Raw genomic sequence first — 18,321 nt, forward strand, 5'->3', positions numbered from 1 at the left:
GGTAAGGCTGGTGAAGCACCTACGGCGCGATGCCTCGCGCCGTAGGGACGGGTTGCTAAAAACCGGGAAAATTAACGCGAGTACAGTTCAACGATCAGAGATTCGTTGATGTCGGCGCCGAATTCGTCGCGGTCAGGAGCCTTCTTAAAGGTACCTTCAGCCTTGTCCAGGCTCACTTCCACCCAAGCGGGGAAGCCAACTTGCGAAGCCAGTTGCAGGGCTTCGACCACGCGGGCTTGCTTCTTGGACTTTTCGCGCAGAGCGACCACGTCGCCTTCCTTGACCATGAAGGAAGGAATGTTCACGGACTTGCCGTTCACGGTGATGGCCTTGTGCGACACCAGTTGGCGTGCTTCAGCGCGGGTGGAGCCGAAGCCCATGCGGTACACCACGTTGTCCAGACGGCTTTCCAGCAGGGTCAGCAGCATGGCGCCGGTGTTGCCACGGCGGCGATCGGCTTCAGCGAAGTAGCGGCGGAATTGCTTTTCCAGCACGCCGTACATGCGCTTGACCTTCTGCTTTTCACGCAGTTGCAGACCGAAGTCAGACGTACGCTGACCCGAGGTGCGACCGTGTTGGCCGGGCTTGGAGTCGAACTTGGCCTTGTCCGCGATGGAGCGGCGAGCGCTCTTCAGGAACAGGTCGGTGCCTTCACGGCGGGCGAGTTTGGCCTTGGGGCCGGTATAACGTGCCACTTGATTTCCTTTGTTTCATCTACCGTGCCAATAACGCACGGGAGCCGCCAGGGGTGAAACACCCCGGGCGGCGGTGGTCTTCAGTACAGATTAGATACGACGACGCTTTTGAGGGCGGCAGCCGTTGTGGGGAACCGGGGTCACGTCCGAGATGGAAGTGATACGGATACCCAGAGCACCCAGGGCGCGGACCGAAGATTCGCGGCCAGGACCGGGACCCTTGATTTCCACGTCCACGTTCTTGATGCCTTGTTCGATAGCAGCACGGCCGGCCACTTCCGAAGCGACCTGAGCAGCGAAGGGAGTCGACTTGCGCGAACCCTTGAAGCCCTGGCCACCCGACGAGGCCCACGACAGAGCGTTGCCTTGGCGGTCGGTGATGGTGATGATCGTGTTGTTGAACGAAGCGTGCACGTGAGCGATACCGTCAGAAATGTTCTTGCGAACTTTCTTGCGCACGCGTTGAGCTGCGTTGTTAGAAGGAGACTTTGCCATAGTGATCTCTCAATCCTTACTTCTTCAGAGCCGCTGCGCCCTTGCGCGGACCCTTGCGGGTGCGAGCGTTGGTGCGGGTACGTTGACCACGCATGGGCAGGCCACGACGATGACGGAAACCACGGTAGCAACCGATGTCCATCAAACGCTTGATGTTCATCGTGGTCTCGCGACGCAGGTCACCTTCCAGGGTCATGGGAGTCAGCTGGTCGCGGATCTTTTCCAGATCAGCGTCAGTCAGATCCTTGACCTTCTTGGAGTAATCGATGCCGCATGCTTCGCAGATCTTGCGTGCAGTGGTACGACCAATGCCAAAGATGGCGGTCAGGCCGATTTCAGCATGCTTGTGCGGCGGGATGTTAATGCCGGCGATACGTGCCATATTAGTAGTCCTCTAATACTTTCAATCAACCTTGGCGCTGCTTGTGGCGCTGGTCGGTACAGATCACGCGCACCACACCCTTGCGGCGGATGATCTTGCAGTTGCGGCAGATTTTCTTGACCGAAGCCGAAACTCTCATTTCATTCTCCTAAAACTTTTCATCCGAGCTCTTTCTTGTCCTGGGCACTGCCTGTGACCGACAAGAATTGCGCAGGGCTCTTCACGAGGTTGGGGCACCTTACGGGCGAACCCGCAAGGATAGACCATTTCTTGCTTAATTGCCAGATGTCTTGAAGTTGGCCTTCTTCAGCAGTGACTCGTACTGCTGAGACATCATGTAGTTTTGCACCTGTGCCATGAAGTCCATGGTCACCACCACAATAATCAGCAGCGATGTACCACCGAAGTAGAACGGAACGTTGTACTTCAGGATCATGAACTCGGGCAGCAAGCACACAAAGGTGATGTAGACAGCACCAGCCAGTGTCAAACGCACCAGGATCTTGTCAATGTAGCGAGCCGTCTGGTCACCAGGACGAATCCCGGGGATGAAGGCGCCGCTCTTCTTCAGGTTGTCCGCAGTTTCCCGGCTGTTGAAAACCAGGGCGGTGTAGAAGAAGCAGAAGAAGATGATGGCGGCTGCGTAGAGCATCACGTAGATGGGCTGACCGGGGGTCAGAGCACCTGCGATGTCCTTCAGCCAGCGCATGGACTCCCCTGCACTGAACCAGTTCACCACCGTTGCGGGCAGCAGGATGATGGACGAAGCGAAGATGGGAGGAATCACACCTGCCATGTTCAGCTTCAGCGGCAAGTGCGAAGACTGGCCACCATACACCTTGTTGCCGACTTGACGGCGTGCGTAATTCACCAGGATCTTTCGTTGGCCTCGCTCGACAAACACGACGAAATACGTCACGCCTGCCACCACGAGAACAATGATGATCGCGGCCAGAATGCTCATGGCACCGGTGCGCACCAGCTCCAGCAATCCACCGATCGAGCTGGGCAGGCCTGCGGCGATACCAGCAAAGATCAGAATGGAGATGCCGTTGCCCAGACCACGTTCAGTGATCTGCTCACCCAACCACATCAGGAACATGGTGCCGGCTGTCAGGCTGGCCACCGCCGTGAGGCGGAAACCGATGCCTGGCGCAAACACCAGACCTGCTTGGCTTTCCAGAGCGACTGCAATACCCAGGGATTGAAAGATTGCCAGGCCCAAAGTGCCATAGCGGGTGTATTGGGTAATCTTGCGACGACCCGCCTCACCTTCCTTCTTCATCTGTTCGAATGTCGGGATGACATAAGACATCAGCTGCATGATGATCGATGCCGAGATGTACGGCATGATCCCCAGAGCGAACACCGAGAAGCGCGACAAGGCGCCGCCCGAGAACATGTTGAACAGATTGAGGATACCGCCTTGCTGGCCATTGAACAGCTGTTGCAGCTGCGCAGGGTCGATTCCCGGCACCGGGATGTGAGTCCCGATGCGGTACACGACCAACGCGAGCAGCAGAAAAACCAGTCGGCGACGCAAGTCACCGAACTTGCCAGTTTTTGCAATTTGCGCTGCGCTAGTAGCCACGGATGTCTTCTTTCAGATCTTATTCAGCGAAGCTGCCACCGGCAGCTTCAACGGCAGCCTTGGCACCAGCAGTAGCGCCGATACCGCTCAGCTTCACAGCCTTGCTGATTTCGCCGCTCTTGATGACCTTCACCACCTGAGCAATAGCGGGCACCAGGCCAGCTTGCTTCAGTGCGGCGAGATCAACTTCAGCCAGACCCAGTTGCTCCAGAGCGGACAGGGTCACTTCTGCATTGAACTTCAGCAGATGCGACTTGAAGCCACGCTTGGGCAGGCGACGCTGCAGAGGCATTTGACCGCCTTCGAAGCCCACCTTGTGGTAGCCGCCCGAACGCGATTTCTGACCCTTGTGACCACGGCCGGCGGTCTTACCCAGACCAGAACCGATACCGCGACCCACGCGACGCTTGGCGTGCTTGGCGCCGTCTGCAGGCTTGATGCTATTGAGTTCCATCATCAATCCTTTCAGAGAACCTTCACCAAGTAGGCGATCTTGTTAATCATGCCGCGCACTTCAGGGGTGTCCTTCAGTTCGCTGATGCTATTCAGCTTGCGCAGACCCAGACCGCGCACGGTAGCGCGGTGATCTTGCTTGGTGCCAATGGGGCTGCGCACCAATTGCACCTTCACGGTTTGTTGCGTTGTCATGTGCTAACTCCGATCAGGCGGTGAAGATGTCTTCAACCGACTTGCCACGCTTTGCAGCCACTTCCGAAGGGGTCGTAGCGTTTTGCAGAGCGTCGAACGTGGCGCGAACCATGTTGTAGGGGTTCGAAGAGCCGTGGCTCTTGGCCACGATGTCGGTGATACCGACCACTTCGAAAACAGCGCGCATCGGGCCGCCAGCGATGATGCCGGTACCCTTGGGTGCGGGGTGCAGCTCAACGCGAGCAGCACCGTGGTGACCCATCACAGAGTGGTGGATGGTGCCGCTCTTCAGCGAAACCTTCACCAGATTGCGACGGCACTCTTCCATTGCCTTTTGCACGGCTGCGGGCACTTCCTTGGACTTGCCCTTACCCATACCCACGCGGCCATCACCGTCGCCAACCACGGTCAGTGCAGCGAAGCCGAGGATACGACCGCCCTTCACAACCTTGGTGACGCGGTTCACCGCGATCATTTTTTCGCGCAGACCGTCGTCACGACCTTCGTCTTGCACCTTGGGGGAAAACTTTGCCATTTTCTATCCGCTCCGCTTAGAACTGCAGGCCCGCTTCGCGAGCGGCTTCAGCCAAGGCCTTCACGCGGCCGTGGTATGCGAAACCAGCGCGATCGAAAGCCACCTTCTCAACGCCAGCAGCCTTTGCCTTTTCAGCAATGCGCTTGCCGATCAGCGTGGCGGCAGCCACGTTGCCGCCCTTGCCTGCGGCGCCGATTTGCGAACGCACTTCGACTTCTGCAGTGGAGGCCGAAGCCAGCACCTTGGTGCCGTCTTCCGAAACCACGGAGGCGTAGATGTGGAGGTTGGTGCGGTTCACGCTCAGACGCGCCACGCCTTGCTGTGCAATGCGAATGCGGGTTTGACGTGCACGACGCAGACGCTGCTCTTTCTTGGTCAACATATTGCAGCTCCTTACTTCTTCTTGGTCTCTTTGATCACGACCTTCTCACCCACATAGCGGATGCCCTTGCCCTTGTAAGGCTCGGGAGGACGAACGGCGCGGATCTCAGCAGCCAGCTGACCCACCACTTGGCGGTCAGCACCCTTGATCACGATTTCGGTCGGAGTGGGGGTAGCAACGGTGATGCCGGCAGGCATCTCGAAGTTGACGGGGTGCGAGAAGCCCACAGCCAGGTTCAGCTTGGAACCTTGTGCAGCGGCCTTGTAGCCCACGCCGATCAGCGACAGCTTCTTTTCGAAGCCTTCGGTCACGCCCTTGACCATGTTGTTGACCAGCTGGCGGAAAGTACCGGCCAGAGCGTCAGCTTCACGGGAGTCATTAGCGGGTGCGAACGACAGCTTGCCGTCGTTATTGCTGATAGCCACCAGAGCGTTCATGGCCAGGGACAGATCGCCGCCCTTGCCCTTGACTTTGATGGAGTCAGCATTCAAAGACACATCCACGCCAGCGGGGATGGTCACAATAGCTTTTGCTACGCGAGACATTTCAGTATTTCTCCTTAATGTCCGTTAGGCCACATAGCACAGCACTTCGCCGCCGACACCGGTAGCACGTGCTTTGCGATCGGTCATCACGCCCTTGGGAGTGGTGACGATGGCCACGCCCAGACCGTTCTGGACCTGGGGGATTGCGTTGCTGCCCTTGTACACGCGCAGGCCAGGACGGCTCACACGTTCGATACGCTCGATCACAGGGCGACCAGCGTAGTACTTCAGGGTAATAACGAGTTCAGACTTGCCGTCTTCGGTCTTGACTTCGAAACCGTCAACATAGCCCTCGTCCTTCAGCACTTGTGCAATGGCAACCTTCACTTTGGAGGAAGGAGCCGACACGGTGGCCTTGGACACCATTTGGGCGTTGCGGATGCGGGTCAGCAAGTCGGCGATAGGATCACTCATGCTCATCTTGTATCTCTCCTGCTTGCTTACCAGCTGGCCTTGGTCACGCCGGGGATATCACCAGCAAAGGCCATTTCACGCACCTTGGCGCGGCCCAGACCGAATTGACGGAATGTGCCACGGGGACGGCCCGTGATTTCGCAACGGTTACGTTGGCGAGTGGGGTTCGAGTTACGGGGCAGCTTTTGCAGACCCAGACGGGCTGCATCACGCTCTTCGTCGGAACGCTTGGCGTCGCCGGCGATGGCCTTCAATTCTGCGTACTTGGCAGCGTACTTGGCGGCCAGTTTTTCGCGCTTCAGTTCGCGCTCGATCAAAGCTTTCTTAGCCATGCGCTGCCTCAGTTCTTGAAGGGGAATTTGAACGCAGCGAGCAGTGCCTTGCACTCTTCGTCGTTCTTCGCCGAAGTCGTGATGCTGATGTTCAGACCACGCAGAGCATCCACTTTGTCGTATTCGATTTCAGGGAAGATGATCTGTTCTTTGACGCCAACGTTGTAGTTGCCGCGACCGTCGAACGAACGGCCCGAAATACCACGAAAGTCACGCACGCGGGGCAGAGCCACGGTGACGAAACGGTCCAGGAATTCGTACATTTGGACGCCACGCAGGGTCACCATGCAGCCGATAGCCTGGCCTTCGCGGATCTTGAAACCAGCGATAGCCTTCTTGGCCTTGGTCACCACAGGCTTCTGACCAGCAATCTTGGTCAGGTCAGCCACGGCGTTGTCCATCACCTTCTTGTCGGCCACGGCTTCGCTCACACCCATGTTCAGGGTGATTTTGGTCAGACGGGGCACTTCCATAGCGGAGGTGTAGCCGAACTTTTCTTTCAGTTCAGCCGCGATCTTTTCGCGATAGAGTTTTTGCAGTCGTGCCATGTGTTACTCCTCAGGCAGCCTTGATTTCGGCGCCGCTGGACTTGAACACGCGAGCACGCGTGCCGTCGGCGTTCACCTTGATGCCCACGCGATCGGCCTTGCCGGTCGCAGCATTGAAGATAGCCACGTTGGACTGGTGGATAGGCATGGCCTTTTCCACGATGCCGCCAGTGGTGCCCTTCATGGGGTTCGGCTTGACATGCTTCTTCACCAGGTTGATGCCATCGATCACCAGGTGGGAGTCATCCTTGCGCAGCGAAACGACGCCACGCTTGCCCTTGTCACGGCCAGTCAACACGATGACTTCGTCGCCCTTGCGAATCTTGTTCATGTGCTATTCCTTTAGAGAACTTCAGGGGCCAGGGACACGATCTTCATGAACTTCTCATTGCGCAGTTCACGGGTCACGGGGCCAAAGATGCGGGTGCCGATAGGCTCCAGCTTGGCATTCAGAAGCACGGCGGCATTGCCGTCGAACTTCACGAGCGAACCGTCAGCACGACGGATGCCCTTGGCAGTGCGCACCACCACAGCGCTGTAGACCTCGCCTTTTTTGACGCGGCCACGCGGAGCGGCTTCTTTGATGCTCACCTTGATGATGTCGCCAACACTTGCGTAGCGACGATGAGAACCGCCCAGCACCTTGATGCACTGGACAGACTTCGCGCCGGTGTTGTCGGCAACCTCTAAACGAGATTCTGTTTGGATCATTTCAATATTCCCAACTTGCTCCAGCAATCTCGACAGCCCCAGAGAACTTCTCAAGGGCTGAACAAAACAGCCGGTCAGTCTTGGGCCCGTCGTCCACCTCTCGGACCATTCCGAAAGGCTTCCCGCTGGGCAGAAAGCTCACACTTTTACATGTGAAGCCTGGGATTGTCGCAGAAATTCCTTTATGCGTCAAGCGTTTAGCCAGGCACTCCCCTGTTGCGCAAATGCCTCCCGCACCGGCGCCGAAACACCCCAAAAACCATAGCTGTCGCGACCGTTGCAACAAAGCGCTTGCGCTAAAAGAGGCGCGAAACAGCCAGCCAGAAACGCACAAGCCGCTCCATTCCGAAGCGGCTTGCGGGGTACGGCTTGGACGGAGAACGCCGCAGCAACGGCCACCCGGGACCGCCGCCGCGGGCGCCCTGCCCTCAGGCGCCGGCAGGCAGGTACTGCTGCGCCAGTGCCAGGAAATCTTCCAGGCGAGGATCCTGCCCCAGCTCTTCTTGCAGGATCTCGGCCACGCGCGGCGCCACGGCAGCGGCCTGGCGGGCGTCCAGGAACAGCAGGCGGCTGCGGCGCGCCAGCATGTCTTCCACCGTGCGCGCGTATTCAAAGCGCACGGCAAAGCGCACCATGGCCTCGGTCAGACCGGGCACCAGCTCCACACCGGCACCGGGCAGCGCCTGCACGACCTCCCCCTCGGTGCCATAGCTGTGCAGCCCCTGGGCGGCATTCATGCCGTGGCGCACGGCGCCTGCGGCGGGCGCCCCCACCAACGGCAGGTGCACGGTCACGCCACCGGCACGCGGATCCAGCAGGTGCTGGCTGAAGCATTCGGCCAGCACATCCTCGGCCATGGCCCGGTAGGTGGTCCATTTGCCGCCGGTCACAGTCACCAGTCCGGACTTGCTGGTCAGCACCGTGTGCTCGCGGCTGATCTTCTTGGTGTTCTCGCCGTCATCGTCCTGCGGCTTCACCAGCGGGCGCAGACCCACCCAGATGCTGCGGATGTCGGCCCGCGTGGGTCGGCGGCTCAGGTAGTTGCCCGCTTCACGCAGGATGAATTCGATTTCTTCGGCAAAGGCCTGCGGCTCCCGCGCCAGGTCGTTGCGGGGCGTGTCGGTGGTTCCCAGGATGACCTTGCCCAGCCAGGGCACGGCAAACAGCACACGGCCGTCGGCCGTCTTGGGCACCAGCAGCGCATGGTCCGAGGGCAGGAAATCGCGGTCCACCACCACGTGCACGCCCTGGCTGGGCGCCACCATGGGCTTGACCGGCTTGCCCAGCAGCTCGGCGTCCTGCTGACGGAACAAATCCACCCAGGGGCCGGTGGCGTTGACCACGCAACGCGCCTTGACGGTAAAGCGGCGGCCGGTTTCGGCGTCTTCGCAGACCACCCCGGCCACCTTGCCGGCTTCGTGCACCAGTTCCTTGGCCGGGCAGTAGTTCACCAGCAACGCCCCCTTGGCGACGGCCGTGCGGGCCAGCGCCAGCGCCAGACGTGCATCGTCAAACTGGCCATCCCAGTACTTCACGCCGCCCTTGAGGCTTTCGCCGCGCACCGTAGGCAGGAAGCGCAAGGTCTTGTCGCGGCTGAGGAATTCGGTGCGGCCCAGGCCGTCCTTGCCGGCCAGCGCGTCGTACATCTTCAGGCCGGCGCCGTAGAACGGCGTGTCCAGCAGGCGGTAGGACGGCATCACGAACGCCAGCGGCTGCGCCAGGTGGGGCGCGTTGCGCAACAGCGTGGTGCGCTCGTGCAGCGCCTCACGCACCAGGGCGATATTGCCCTGGGCCAGATAGCGCACACCGCCGTGCACCAGCTTGGTGGCGCGCGAGGAAGTGCCCTTGGCAAAGTCATGGGACTCCAGCAGCACCACCTTGAAGCCGCGTGCGGCGGCATCCAGCGCCGTGCCCAGGCCGGTGGCACCGCCGCCGATGATGGCCAGATCATAGGTTTCGGGCTGTGCCAGCCGCTCCAGCAGGGCGGCGCGGTCGGTAGACTGGGGGGCGGTGGTGTTCATGGGCAAAAATCTGGTGAAGGCCTTCCCGCAGGGGCACAACTGCTGCGCCACGGAAAAACCCAGGGGGGCAGACAGAATTTTCGCTCTTTTTCGTTTTTAGTGCGCGTTTTGCGCGAAATTTTGTTTCGCTTCTGCTCGTTACACAGAAAAAATTCACAATACGAAAAAGAAACGGCGTCGCCGCGCCGTACTGCAGACAGGGCTGCACCATGGCACACGCCCAGCCAGCCTGGCGCTGCTGCCTGCCACTGGTGTGCAGGCAGCAGGCCCACTCAACGCACCTTGCCGTTCTTCCAGGCGTTCAGCAGGCTGTCGTAGGCAATGGTTTCGCCCTTCGGTTTTTCATTGGCCAGTTTCTTCCACGGTGCATGCTGGTCGCTGAGCCACTTGGCCGGGTCCCCCTTGGGGTTGAGCTTGGGCGCGCACTGGGCCATGCCGGCGCGCTGCAGGCGGGCCATCACCTGGTCCATTTCCTCTGCAAGCGTGTCCATGGCGGCCTGGGGCGTCTTTTCCCCCGTCACGGCCTGGGCCACATTCTTCCACCACAGCTGGGCCAGCTTGGGATAGTCGGGTACGTTGTTGCCGGTGGGCGTCCAGGCCACACGGGCCGGGCTGCGGTAGAACTCCACCAGCCCGCCCAGCTTGGGCGCCATATCGGTCATGGCCTTGGAGCGGATGTCGGACTCCCGGATCGGCGTCAGTCCCACAATGGTTTTCTTCAGGCTCGTGGTCTTGGCCGTCACAAACTGCGCATACAGCCATGCGGCCGCCGTGCGGTTGGCATCATGGTTCTTGAAGAAGGTCCAGCTGCCCACGTCCTGGTAGCCGTTCTGCATGCCCTGCTTCCAGTACGGACCGTTGGGACCGGGGGCCATGCGCCACTTGGGCGAGCCATCGGCGTTCACCACCGGCAGGCCTGGCTTGGTCATGTCGGCCGTGAATCCGGTGTACCAGAAAATCTGCTGCGCAATATGCCCCTGGGCCGGCACGGGACCGGATTCGCCAAAGGTCATGCCCATGGCCTCCTTGGGTGCGTACTTCTTCATCCAGTCCACATACTTGGTCAGCGCATAGACCGCGGCCGGCGAATTGGTGGCCCCGCCCCGCGAGACCGAGGCCCCCACCGGCGTGCACTTGTCATCCGCCACGCGAATGCCCCATTCGTCCACGGGCATGCCGTTGGGAATGCCCTTGTCGGCCGCGCCGGCCATGGACAGCCAGGCATCGGTGAAGCGCCAGCCCAGCGACGGGTCCTTCTTGCCATAGTCCATGTGGCCGTAGATGGGCTTGCCATCGATGTTCTTCACATCGTTGGTGAAGAACTCGGCAATGTCTTCATAGGCGCTCCAGTTCAGCGGCACGCCCAGGTCGTAGCCGTACTTGGCCTTGAACTTGTCCTTCAGGTCCTTGCGCTCGAACAGATCGGCGCGGAACCAGTACAGATTGGCGAACTGCTGATCGGGCAGCTGGTAGACCTTGCCGTCCGGGGCGGTGGTGAAGCTGATGCCGATGAAGTCCTTCAGGTCCAGGCCGGGATTGGTCCACTCCTTGCCGGCGCCGCCCATGTAGTCGGTCAGGTTCATGATCTTGCCGTAGCGGTAGTGGGTACCGATCAGGTCGGAGTCCGAGATCCAGCCGTCGTAGATGCTCTTGCCCGACTGCATGGAGGTTTGCAGCTTCTCCACCACATCGCCTTCCTGGATCAGGTCGTGCGTCACCTTGATGCCGGTGATTTCGGTGAAGGCCTTGGCCAGCGTCTTGCTTTCGTATTCGTGCGTGGTGATGGTTTCGGACACCACGGCAATCTCTTTCACCCCTTTGGCCTGCAGCTTCTTGGCCGCGTCGATGAACCATTTCATCTCGGCCATCTGCTGGTCCTTGCTCAAGGTGCTGGGCTGGAATTCGCTGTCCACCCATTTCTTGGCCTCGGCTTCACCGGCCCAGGCGGAATGGCCTGCTACCAGTGCCGCAGCGGCAAAGGCAATGGCCCGAAATTGCACGTTCATAGCTGTCTCCTGTTGGTGTGTTTGCAAGCGCTCCCCGCCGTCACATGGATCCCGGCCACGGGGGAGGATCGGGCCAGACCTGTTCGCTGGGCAGCGGCGCTGCACCCGCAGCGCCTCCACCACCATTCCGTCAGCCTTTGCGCATCACCAGCGCCAGCGCCAGCATGGACAGCACAAAGCTGATCCACACCGAAGGCTCCTGCTCCAGCGCAAACCACTGCACCATCTTCTCGCCCAGACCCACCCACGCCAGGTTGATGTAGGCCGCCAGCAGCAGACCGATGAAGAGGCGATCCCCGCGCGTGGTTTCGATCGGTAGCCAGCCTTTGCGCTGCACCGTGGGGCTGCTGATTTCCCACACCGTCATGCCCACCAGCATCAGTGCGATGCAGCTAAAAAATACGGCCACCGGGGTGGTCCAGACCATCCAACTGAACATAGGGGTCTCCTGCCGCGTTACACGCGGCCCATGGCAAAGCCTTTGGCGATGTAGTGGCGCACAAACCAGATCACCACCGCCCCCGGCAGGATGGTCAGCACCCCCGCCGCCGCCAGCGTGGCCCAGTCCATGCCCGATGCGCTCACGGTGCGCGTCATCGTGGCCACGATGGGCTTGGCATTCACGCTGGTCAGGGTGCGTGCCAGCAGCAGCTCCACCCAGCTGAACATGAAGCAGAAGAATGCGGCCACGCCCACACCGGCCTTGATCAGCGGCAGAAAGATGGTGAGGAAAAAGCGCGGAAAGCTGTAGCCGTCGATGTAGGCCGTCTCGTCGATCTCGCGCGGAATGCCGCTCATGAAACCTTCCAGAATCCACACCGCCAGTGGCACGTTGAACAGCAGGTGCGCCAGCGCCACGGCCATGTGCGTGTCCATCAGGCCCATGGTGGTGTAGAGCTGAAAGAACGGCAGCAGGAACACCGCCGGCGGCGTCATGCGGTTGGTCAGCAGCCAGAAGAACACATGCTTGTCGCCCAGAAAACGGTAGCGCGAAAAGGCATAGGCAGCTGGCAGTGCCACCGTCAGCGCGATCACCGTGTTGATGGCCACATAGATCATGCTGTTGATGTAGCCCGAGTACCAGGAAGGGTCGGTGAAGATGGTGCGGTAATTGCCCCAGGTGAAGTGCTGCGGCCACAGCGTGAAGCTGGCAACGATCTCCTCATTGGTCTTGAAGCTCATGTTGACCATCCAGTAGATGGGCAGCACCGCAAACACCAGGTACAGGACCAGAAAGATGCTGCGCTTGTGGAAACGGCGTTCATTCATGGCCCACCTCCGCATTGCCGGTGCCCACGCGCTGCATCCAGTTGTAGAGGACGAAGCACAGCAGCAGGATGATCAGAAAGTAAATCAGCGAGAACGCAGCCGCCGGTCCCAGGTCGAACTGGCCCACGGCCTTCTGCGTCAGGTACTGGCTCAGGAACGTGGTGGCATTGCCCGGCCCGCCACCGGTCAGCACGAAGGGTTCGGTGTAGATCATGAAGCTGTCCATGAAGCGCAACAGCACAGCAATCATCAGCACCCCGCGCATCTTGGGCAGTTGGATGAAGCGGAACACCGCCCATTTGCTGGCCCCGTCGATGCGTGCCGCCTGGTAGTAGGCATCGGGTATGGAGCGCAAACCGGCATAGCACAGCAGCGCCACCAACGGCGTCCAGTGCCACACATCCATCACCAGCACCGTCAGCCAGGCGTCCACCGCATTGCCGGTGTAGCTGTAATCAATGCCCAGGCCGTTGAGCGTGGCGCCCAGCAGGCCGATGTCGGCGCGGCCATAGATCTGCCAGATGGTGCCCACCACGTTCCACGGAATCAGCAGCGACAGCGCCACCACCACCAGCACGGCCGAAGCCTTCCAGCCCTGGGCCGGCATGGACAGCGCCAGCGCAATGCCCAGCGGAATCTCCACCAGCAGCACGGCCAGCGAAAAGGTGATCTGTCGCCACAGCGCGGCGTGCAGCTCTTCATCGCGCAGCACGGCAGCAAACCATTCCGTGCCCACGAACACGCGGCGCTCGGGATCGATGATGTCCTGTACCGAGTAGTTCACCACCGTCATCAACGGCAGCACGGCCGAAAACGCCACGCAGACGATCACCGGCAGGATCAGCAACCACGCCCGCTGGTTGACCGGTTTGTTGGATGTGCTCATGCCAGCAGCTCCTCATTGCGGTAGTAGCAGGTGTGTGGACCCACCAGCTGCAGCCAGACCCCCTGCCCCACGGCCGGCAGCGGTGTGCCAATGGCAAAGCGGGCTTTCAGCGTGTGGCCATCGATGCCGGCGGTCAGCATCAGGTGGGTGCCCACGTCCTGCACCCGCTGGACCTGGGCCGGCACCGCACCGGCCGCGTCCGGCAAGGCCAGGCGCAGGTATTCCGGCCGCACGCCCAGCTGCAGTGGCTCTCCATCGGCCAGCTGCGCCTGCAGCGCTGGCGCCACCGGTATGCGGCGCTCTCCCACCCACAGCCCACCCTCCCGGCACTGCACGGGCAGAAAATTCATGCCCGGCGAACCGATGAAGTGCCCCACAAAGGCATGGCGCGGATGTTCAAACAGCGCGTCGGGCGCACCCACCTGCATGACCCGGCCGCGCGACATCACCACCACCTGCTCGGCAAAGGTCAGCGCCTCGACCTGGTCGTGGGTCACATAGATCAGCGTGAGCTTGAGCTCCTGGTGGATCTGCTTGAGCTTGCGCCGCAGCTGCCATTTGAGGTGCGGATCGATCACCGTCAGCGGCTCGTCAAACAGCACGGCGGCCACATCGGCACGCACCAGCCCCCGGCCCAGCGAGATCTTCTGCTTGGCATCGGCCGACAGATTGGCGGCACGCTGGTTCAGCTGGCCGCTCATCTCCAGCATCTCGGCGATGACGCCCACGCGCTGGCGGATCTCGGCCTCGGGCACCTTGCGGTTGCGCAGCGGGAACGCCAGGTTCTCGGCCACCGTCATGGTGTCGTAGATCACCGGAAACTGGAACACCTGGGCGATGTTGCGCTGCTGCGGGCTGTCCTGCGTGACATCGCGGCCATCGAACAGCACCTTGCCATGCGAAGGCGTCAGCAAGCCCGACATGATGTTCAGCAACGTGGTCTTGCCGCAGCCCGACGGGCCCAGCAACGCGTAGGCCCCGCCATCGGAAAAATCCATCTGCAGCGGCAGCAAGGCGTAGTCGCTGTCCTGCTGCGGATGGGGACGGTAGGCATGGGCCAGATCCAGGGTGATGCGGGCCATGGTTCAGCCCCCCGCCTCGGACACCGGCAATTGCAGCAAGGCGCCGCCTTTGCCACCGGGCAACTCACGCTCGAAGATATAGCAATCCGCCGGCGACAGATAGACGCTGACAGGCTGATTGAGCCCGACCTTGTGCACCCCGGTCAGCTGCGCCACCCAGTCCCCCCAGGGCAGTTGCACATGCACAAACGTGTCGGAACCCGAAATTTCCGCCAGGTGCACCACCCCCTGCAGCGCTACATCGCCGGGCCGGGCGCGCAAGGCCAGGGCACTGGCACGCACCCCCAGCATGGCCGTCCCTGCGGGCTGGCGCAGCGGCTGGGGCAGCGCCAGCCGGGTCCCGTCCGGCAAGGCGACCTGCTGCCCGCCACCTTCCACCTCCACGGCCACCAGATTCATCGGCGGATCGCTGAAGGCCCGCGCCACCCGCAGCGACTGCGGCGCATGGAAGACCTGGGCCGTGGGCCCATACTGCAGCAGCTCGCCGGCATCCAGCACCGCGGTGTAGCCGCCCAGCAGCAGGGCCTCTCCCGGCTCGGTGGTGGCATAGACCACGGTGGAACGGCCAGCGTCAAACAGCTGGGTCAGCTCGTCGCGCAGGCCTTCGCGCAGCTTGTAGTCCAGGTTCACCAGGGGCTCGTCCAGCAGCATCAGCGGTGCGTCCTTGGCCAGGGCGCGGGCCAGCGCCACACGCTGCTGCTGGCCGCCCGACAATTCGGCCGGCAGTCGGTCCAAGAACATGTCGATGTGCAGGCGCTGGGCCAGCGCACGCACCTTGCGGTCAATCTCCTTGTCCCCACGCAGCTTCAGCGGGGAGGCGATGTTGTCCGCCACCGTCATCGACGGGTAGTTGATGAACTGCTGGTAGACCATGGCCACGTTGCGCTGGCGCACCGGCATGCCGGTCACATCCCGGCCATCCACCCGCACGCGACCGCTGGTCGGCGCATCCAGCCCGGCCATGATGCGCATCAGGCTGGTCTTGCCGGCCTGGGTGGCCCCCAGCAGCACGGTCACGGCGGCGCTTTGCAACGTCAGGTTCAGCGGGTAGAGCCATGTCTGCCCCCCGACACGTTGCGCCACGTTCTCCAGCTCCAGCTGCATCGCCACCTCTCTGCTCCGGCTGCGGAGCAAATGTGTACTTCCGTGTGATTGAAAGCCCTTGCTTGCTTTCGGATGGATGCATTTTTGTTCTTTTGCCTGCCGAACCCATAGAAAAATACCCTAGGCATGGTTCGTTTGACTTCGATGACCATAACGAAACAAGCCGCAACACCCTGCTGCCTGCGCTATAAAGTGCTGCATACGCCCGTTTCCCAACCTTTGCCCCTTTGCGCCGTGAACTCCAACCCCCGCCAACTGCAGCTGCTCGAAGAAGTCCGACAACGCCAATCCGCCACGGTGGAGCAACTCGCCGACATCCTGGGGGTCACGCTGCAGACCGTGCGCCGGGATGTGCAGAAGATGGCCGACATGGGCCTGCTGGTGCGCTTTCACGGCGGCGTGCGCATGCCCAGCGCCACGGTGGAGAACATCGCCCACCCGCAGCGCCAGACCATGCATGCCGAAGGCAAGGCCCGCATCGCCCAGGCCATTGCCCAGGCCATTCCCAATGGCTGCTCGCTGATCCTGAACATCGGCACCACCACGGAGGCGGTGGCCAAGGCCCTGCTGCGCCACCAGGGACTGCGCGTCATCACCAACAACCTGAACGTGGCGGCCATCCTCAGCAGCAATGCGGACTGTGAAGTCATCGTCGCCGGCGGCGTGGTGCGCACGCGCGACCGCGGCATCGTGGGCGAGGCGGCGGTGGATTTCATCCGCCAGTTCAAGGTGGACATTGCGGTGATCGGCATCTCCGCCATCGAGGCCGACGGCTCGCTGCGCGACTTCGACCTGCGCGAGGTGAAGGTGGCGCAGACCATCATCCAGCAATCGCGCGAACTGTGGCTGGCGGCCGACCACAGCAAGTTCGACCGCCAGGCCATGGTGCAGATGGCCACGCTGCAGCAGGTAGACCGCCTGTTCACGGACGCCCCCCCGCCCCCGCACTTCATTCCGCTGCTGGAGCAGGCCGAGGTGGAATACACCGTCGCCGACCAGACCTGAACAGGTTCGGCTCCCCGCCCTGGCAGCGCCTTGCGCGCCAGCGGCATTCCTGCGGGCGGCACCTATCCGCCGGCCGCAGTTTCTGACCTATCCTTCCCCCATGACGACCTATCTGCTTGCCTTGGACCAGGGCACCTCCAGTTCCCGCTCCATCGTGTTCGATGCGCAAGGCCGCATCGTGGCTTCCGCCCAGCTGGAGCTGCCCCAGATCTACCCGCGTCCGGGCTGGGTGGAACATGACCCGCGCGAGATCTGGCGCACCCAGCTTGCCACCGCCCGGGAAGCACTGACCAAGGCCGGCCTCACCGCCCGCGACATCCGCGCCGTGGGCATCACCAACCAGCGTGAAACCACCGTGGTGTGGAACCGCAAGACCGGCGCCCCTATCCACCATGCCATCGTCTGGCAGGACCGCCGCGCCGAGCCCATCTGCGCCGCGCTGCGCGAAGCCGGCATGGCCGACGCCATCCAGCAAAAGACCGGTCTGCTGATCGATGCCTACTTCTCCGGCAGCAAGCTGCAATGGCTGCTGGACAACGTGCCCGGCGCCCGCGCGGCGGCCGACGCCGGCGACCTGGCCTTCGGCACCGTGGACAGCTGGCTGATCTGGCAGCTCACTGGCGGCCGGCGCCATGTGACCGATGTCAGCAACGCCAGCCGCACCATGCTCTTCAACGTCCACACCAACCAGTGGGACACCGATCTGCTGGCCGCGCTGCGCATTCCCCGCAGCCTGCTGCCCGAAGTGCTGCCCTCCGCAGCCGACTTTGGCAAAACGGCCTCTGACATCCTGGGCGGCGAGATTGCCATCGGCGGCGTGGCCGGCGACCAGCAAAGCGCCCTCTTCGGCCAGGCCTGCTTCACGGCCGGCATGGCCAAGAACACCTATGGCACCGGCTGCTTCATGCTGATGCACACCGGCAGCCAGTTCCAGACCTCGGCCAACGGCCTGCTGACCACCTCGGCCGCGCAGGCCAGCCCCCGGCCGCAGTTTGCGCTGGAAGGCAGCGTGTTCGTGGGCGGCGCCGTGGTGCAGTGGCTGCGCGACGGCCTGCGCGCCATCGAGCACAGCGGCCAGGTGCAGCAACTGGCCGAAAGCGTGCCTGACAGCGGCGGCGTGATGATGGTGCCCGCCTTCACCGGCCTGGGTGCCCCGTACTGGAAGCCCGACGCCCGTGGCACCATCACCGGCCTGACGCGCGGCAGCACCATCGCACATATTGCCCGTGCAGCACTGGAATCCATTGCCTACCAGAGCGCGGCCCTGCTGCAGGCCATGAGCCGCGACGCGGTGGCCAACGGCGGCGCTGCGGTGAGCGAGCTGCGCGTGGACGGCGGTGCCTGCGTGAACAACCTGCTGATGCAGTTCCAGGCCGATCTGCTGGGCATTCCCGTGGTGCGGCCCGCCTGCGTGGAAACCACCGCGCTGGGTGCGGCCTACCTGGCCGGCCTGTCCACCGGCGTGTACCAGAGCACCGAAGAACTGTCGGCCCTGTGGAAGGCCGAGCGCCGCTTTGTGCCCACCCTGGAGCATGACCGCGCCCAGGAACTGATGGCACGCTGGGAGCATGCCGTGGCGCAGACGGCACTGCCGCACCCGGCCTGATTCATTTCCCCACAGGCGCTGTCTGCAGCCTGCAACGGGCATCCGCAATGGACGGCATGGCCAA

The 18,321-nt window shown here is 62.1% G+C and carries 24 protein-coding genes; 2 read left to right on the top strand and 22 right to left on the bottom strand.

The genetic code is table 11. From position 1 onward, the window contains the following. Nucleotides 1–71: 71 nt before the first annotated feature. The 22 genes from rpsD to B3349_RS14375 form a co-directional block, all read right to left on the bottom strand. Nucleotides 72–695 (bottom strand): 30S ribosomal protein S4, encoded by a 624-nt coding sequence (gene rpsD, locus B3349_RS14270; protein ID WP_066541300.1) that lies wholly within the window; start codon nt 693–695, stop codon nt 72–74. Between the two features lie 90 nt (nt 696–785). After that, nucleotides 786–1,190 (bottom strand): 30S ribosomal protein S11, encoded by a 405-nt coding sequence (gene rpsK, locus B3349_RS14275; protein WP_066541302.1) that lies wholly within the window; start codon nt 1,188–1,190, stop codon nt 786–788. A gap of 16 nt (nt 1,191–1,206) precedes the next feature. Then, nucleotides 1,207–1,572: a 30S ribosomal protein S13 gene (gene rpsM, locus B3349_RS14280; RefSeq protein WP_066541304.1), complete on the bottom strand. Its 366-nt coding sequence runs from the start codon at nt 1,570–1,572 to the stop codon at nt 1,207–1,209. Between the two features lie 25 nt (nt 1,573–1,597). Then, nucleotides 1,598–1,711, bottom strand: a complete 114-nt coding sequence (rpmJ, locus tag B3349_RS14285; RefSeq protein ID WP_003050535.1) for a 50S ribosomal protein L36 — start codon at nt 1,709–1,711, stop codon at nt 1,598–1,600. A 135-nt stretch (nt 1,712–1,846) separates the two neighbouring features. After that, nucleotides 1,847–3,163, bottom strand: coding sequence for a preprotein translocase subunit SecY (secY, locus tag B3349_RS14290; RefSeq protein WP_291589678.1), 1,317 nt, complete (start codon nt 3,161–3,163; stop codon nt 1,847–1,849). A gap of 19 nt (nt 3,164–3,182) precedes the next feature. Next, nucleotides 3,183–3,617 carry a 50S ribosomal protein L15 gene (gene rplO / locus B3349_RS14295; protein WP_066541308.1) on the bottom strand — a complete coding sequence of 145 codons (435 nt, stop codon included), beginning with the start codon at nt 3,615–3,617 and terminating at the stop codon, nt 3,183–3,185. Nucleotides 3,618–3,628: 11 nt separating this feature from the next. Further along, nucleotides 3,629–3,811, bottom strand: coding sequence for a 50S ribosomal protein L30 (gene rpmD / locus B3349_RS14300; RefSeq protein WP_066475638.1), 183 nt, complete (start codon nt 3,809–3,811; stop codon nt 3,629–3,631). 13 nt (nt 3,812–3,824) lie between these two features. Further along, complete coding sequence (rpsE, locus tag B3349_RS14305) at nt 3,825–4,346, bottom strand: 30S ribosomal protein S5 (RefSeq protein WP_291589681.1); 522 nt, start codon at nt 4,344–4,346, stop codon at nt 3,825–3,827. Between the two features lie 16 nt (nt 4,347–4,362). Further along, on the bottom strand, nt 4,363–4,728 hold the full coding sequence (rplR, locus tag B3349_RS14310) for a 50S ribosomal protein L18 (protein ID WP_066541313.1): 366 nt from the start codon (nt 4,726–4,728) through the stop codon (nt 4,363–4,365). 11 nt (nt 4,729–4,739) lie between these two features. Continuing rightward, on the bottom strand, nt 4,740–5,273 hold the full coding sequence (gene rplF / locus B3349_RS14315) for a 50S ribosomal protein L6 (RefSeq protein WP_066541315.1): 534 nt from the start codon (nt 5,271–5,273) through the stop codon (nt 4,740–4,742). 24 nt (nt 5,274–5,297) lie between these two features. Further along, nucleotides 5,298–5,693 carry a 30S ribosomal protein S8 gene (gene rpsH / locus B3349_RS14320; RefSeq protein ID WP_066541317.1) on the bottom strand — a complete coding sequence of 132 codons (396 nt, stop codon included), beginning with the start codon at nt 5,691–5,693 and terminating at the stop codon, nt 5,298–5,300. A 20-nt stretch (nt 5,694–5,713) separates the two neighbouring features. Continuing rightward, nucleotides 5,714–6,019: a 30S ribosomal protein S14 gene (gene rpsN, locus B3349_RS14325; protein WP_066541319.1), complete on the bottom strand. Its 306-nt coding sequence runs from the start codon at nt 6,017–6,019 to the stop codon at nt 5,714–5,716. An 8-nt stretch (nt 6,020–6,027) separates the two neighbouring features. Beyond that, nucleotides 6,028–6,567, bottom strand: coding sequence for a 50S ribosomal protein L5 (rplE, locus tag B3349_RS14330; protein WP_066541321.1), 540 nt, complete (start codon nt 6,565–6,567; stop codon nt 6,028–6,030). 10 nt (nt 6,568–6,577) lie between these two features. Then, complete coding sequence (rplX, locus tag B3349_RS14335; protein WP_291589689.1) at nt 6,578–6,898, bottom strand: 50S ribosomal protein L24; 321 nt, start codon at nt 6,896–6,898, stop codon at nt 6,578–6,580. 11 nt (nt 6,899–6,909) lie between these two features. After that, nucleotides 6,910–7,278, bottom strand: a complete 369-nt coding sequence (rplN, locus tag B3349_RS14340) for a 50S ribosomal protein L14 (RefSeq protein ID WP_016449173.1) — start codon at nt 7,276–7,278, stop codon at nt 6,910–6,912. Nucleotides 7,279–7,706: 428 nt separating this feature from the next. Then, entirely contained in the window at nt 7,707–9,299 is a 1,593-nt protein-coding gene (locus B3349_RS14345) for a glycerol-3-phosphate dehydrogenase/oxidase (RefSeq protein WP_291589698.1), read from the bottom strand. A 272-nt stretch (nt 9,300–9,571) separates the two neighbouring features. Then, complete coding sequence (locus B3349_RS14350) at nt 9,572–11,305, bottom strand: ABC transporter substrate-binding protein (protein WP_291589700.1); 1,734 nt, start codon at nt 11,303–11,305, stop codon at nt 9,572–9,574. 130 nt (nt 11,306–11,435) lie between these two features. Beyond that, the gene (locus B3349_RS14355; protein ID WP_291589702.1) at nt 11,436–11,744 is read right to left on the bottom strand and encodes a DUF2160 domain-containing protein; all 309 of its coding nucleotides are present in this window, start codon (nt 11,742–11,744) and stop codon (nt 11,436–11,438) included. 17 nt (nt 11,745–11,761) lie between these two features. Further along, complete coding sequence (locus B3349_RS14360) at nt 11,762–12,574, bottom strand: carbohydrate ABC transporter permease (RefSeq protein WP_280011473.1); 813 nt, start codon at nt 12,572–12,574, stop codon at nt 11,762–11,764. Then, a complete protein-coding gene (locus B3349_RS14365; protein ID WP_291589703.1) occupies nt 12,567–13,460 on the bottom strand; it encodes a carbohydrate ABC transporter permease in 894 nt (297 codons plus the stop codon). Before B3349_RS14365 ends, B3349_RS14360 begins: the two co-directional genes overlap by 8 nt. Further along, entirely contained in the window at nt 13,457–14,542 is a 1,086-nt protein-coding gene (locus B3349_RS14370; RefSeq protein ID WP_291589705.1) for an ABC transporter ATP-binding protein, read from the bottom strand. Before B3349_RS14370 ends, B3349_RS14365 begins: the two co-directional genes overlap by 4 nt. 3 nt (nt 14,543–14,545) lie before the next feature. After that, nucleotides 14,546–15,646: an ABC transporter ATP-binding protein gene (locus B3349_RS14375; RefSeq protein ID WP_291589869.1), complete on the bottom strand. Its 1,101-nt coding sequence runs from the start codon at nt 15,644–15,646 to the stop codon at nt 14,546–14,548. 234 nt (nt 15,647–15,880) lie between these two features. Between B3349_RS14375 and B3349_RS14380 the strand changes: the two genes are divergently transcribed. Then, nucleotides 15,881–16,651, top strand: a complete 771-nt coding sequence (locus tag B3349_RS14380; protein ID WP_291589707.1) for a DeoR/GlpR family DNA-binding transcription regulator — start codon at nt 15,881–15,883, stop codon at nt 16,649–16,651. Between the two features lie 100 nt (nt 16,652–16,751). Continuing rightward, nucleotides 16,752–18,257 (top strand): glycerol kinase GlpK, encoded by a 1,506-nt coding sequence (glpK, locus tag B3349_RS14385; RefSeq protein ID WP_291589709.1) that lies wholly within the window; start codon nt 16,752–16,754, stop codon nt 18,255–18,257. Nucleotides 18,258–18,321 lie beyond the last annotated feature (64 nt).

This window comes from Comamonas sp. UBA7528, from assembly GCF_002479375.1.
Lineage (GTDB): Bacteria > Pseudomonadota > Gammaproteobacteria > Burkholderiales > Burkholderiaceae_C > Comamonas.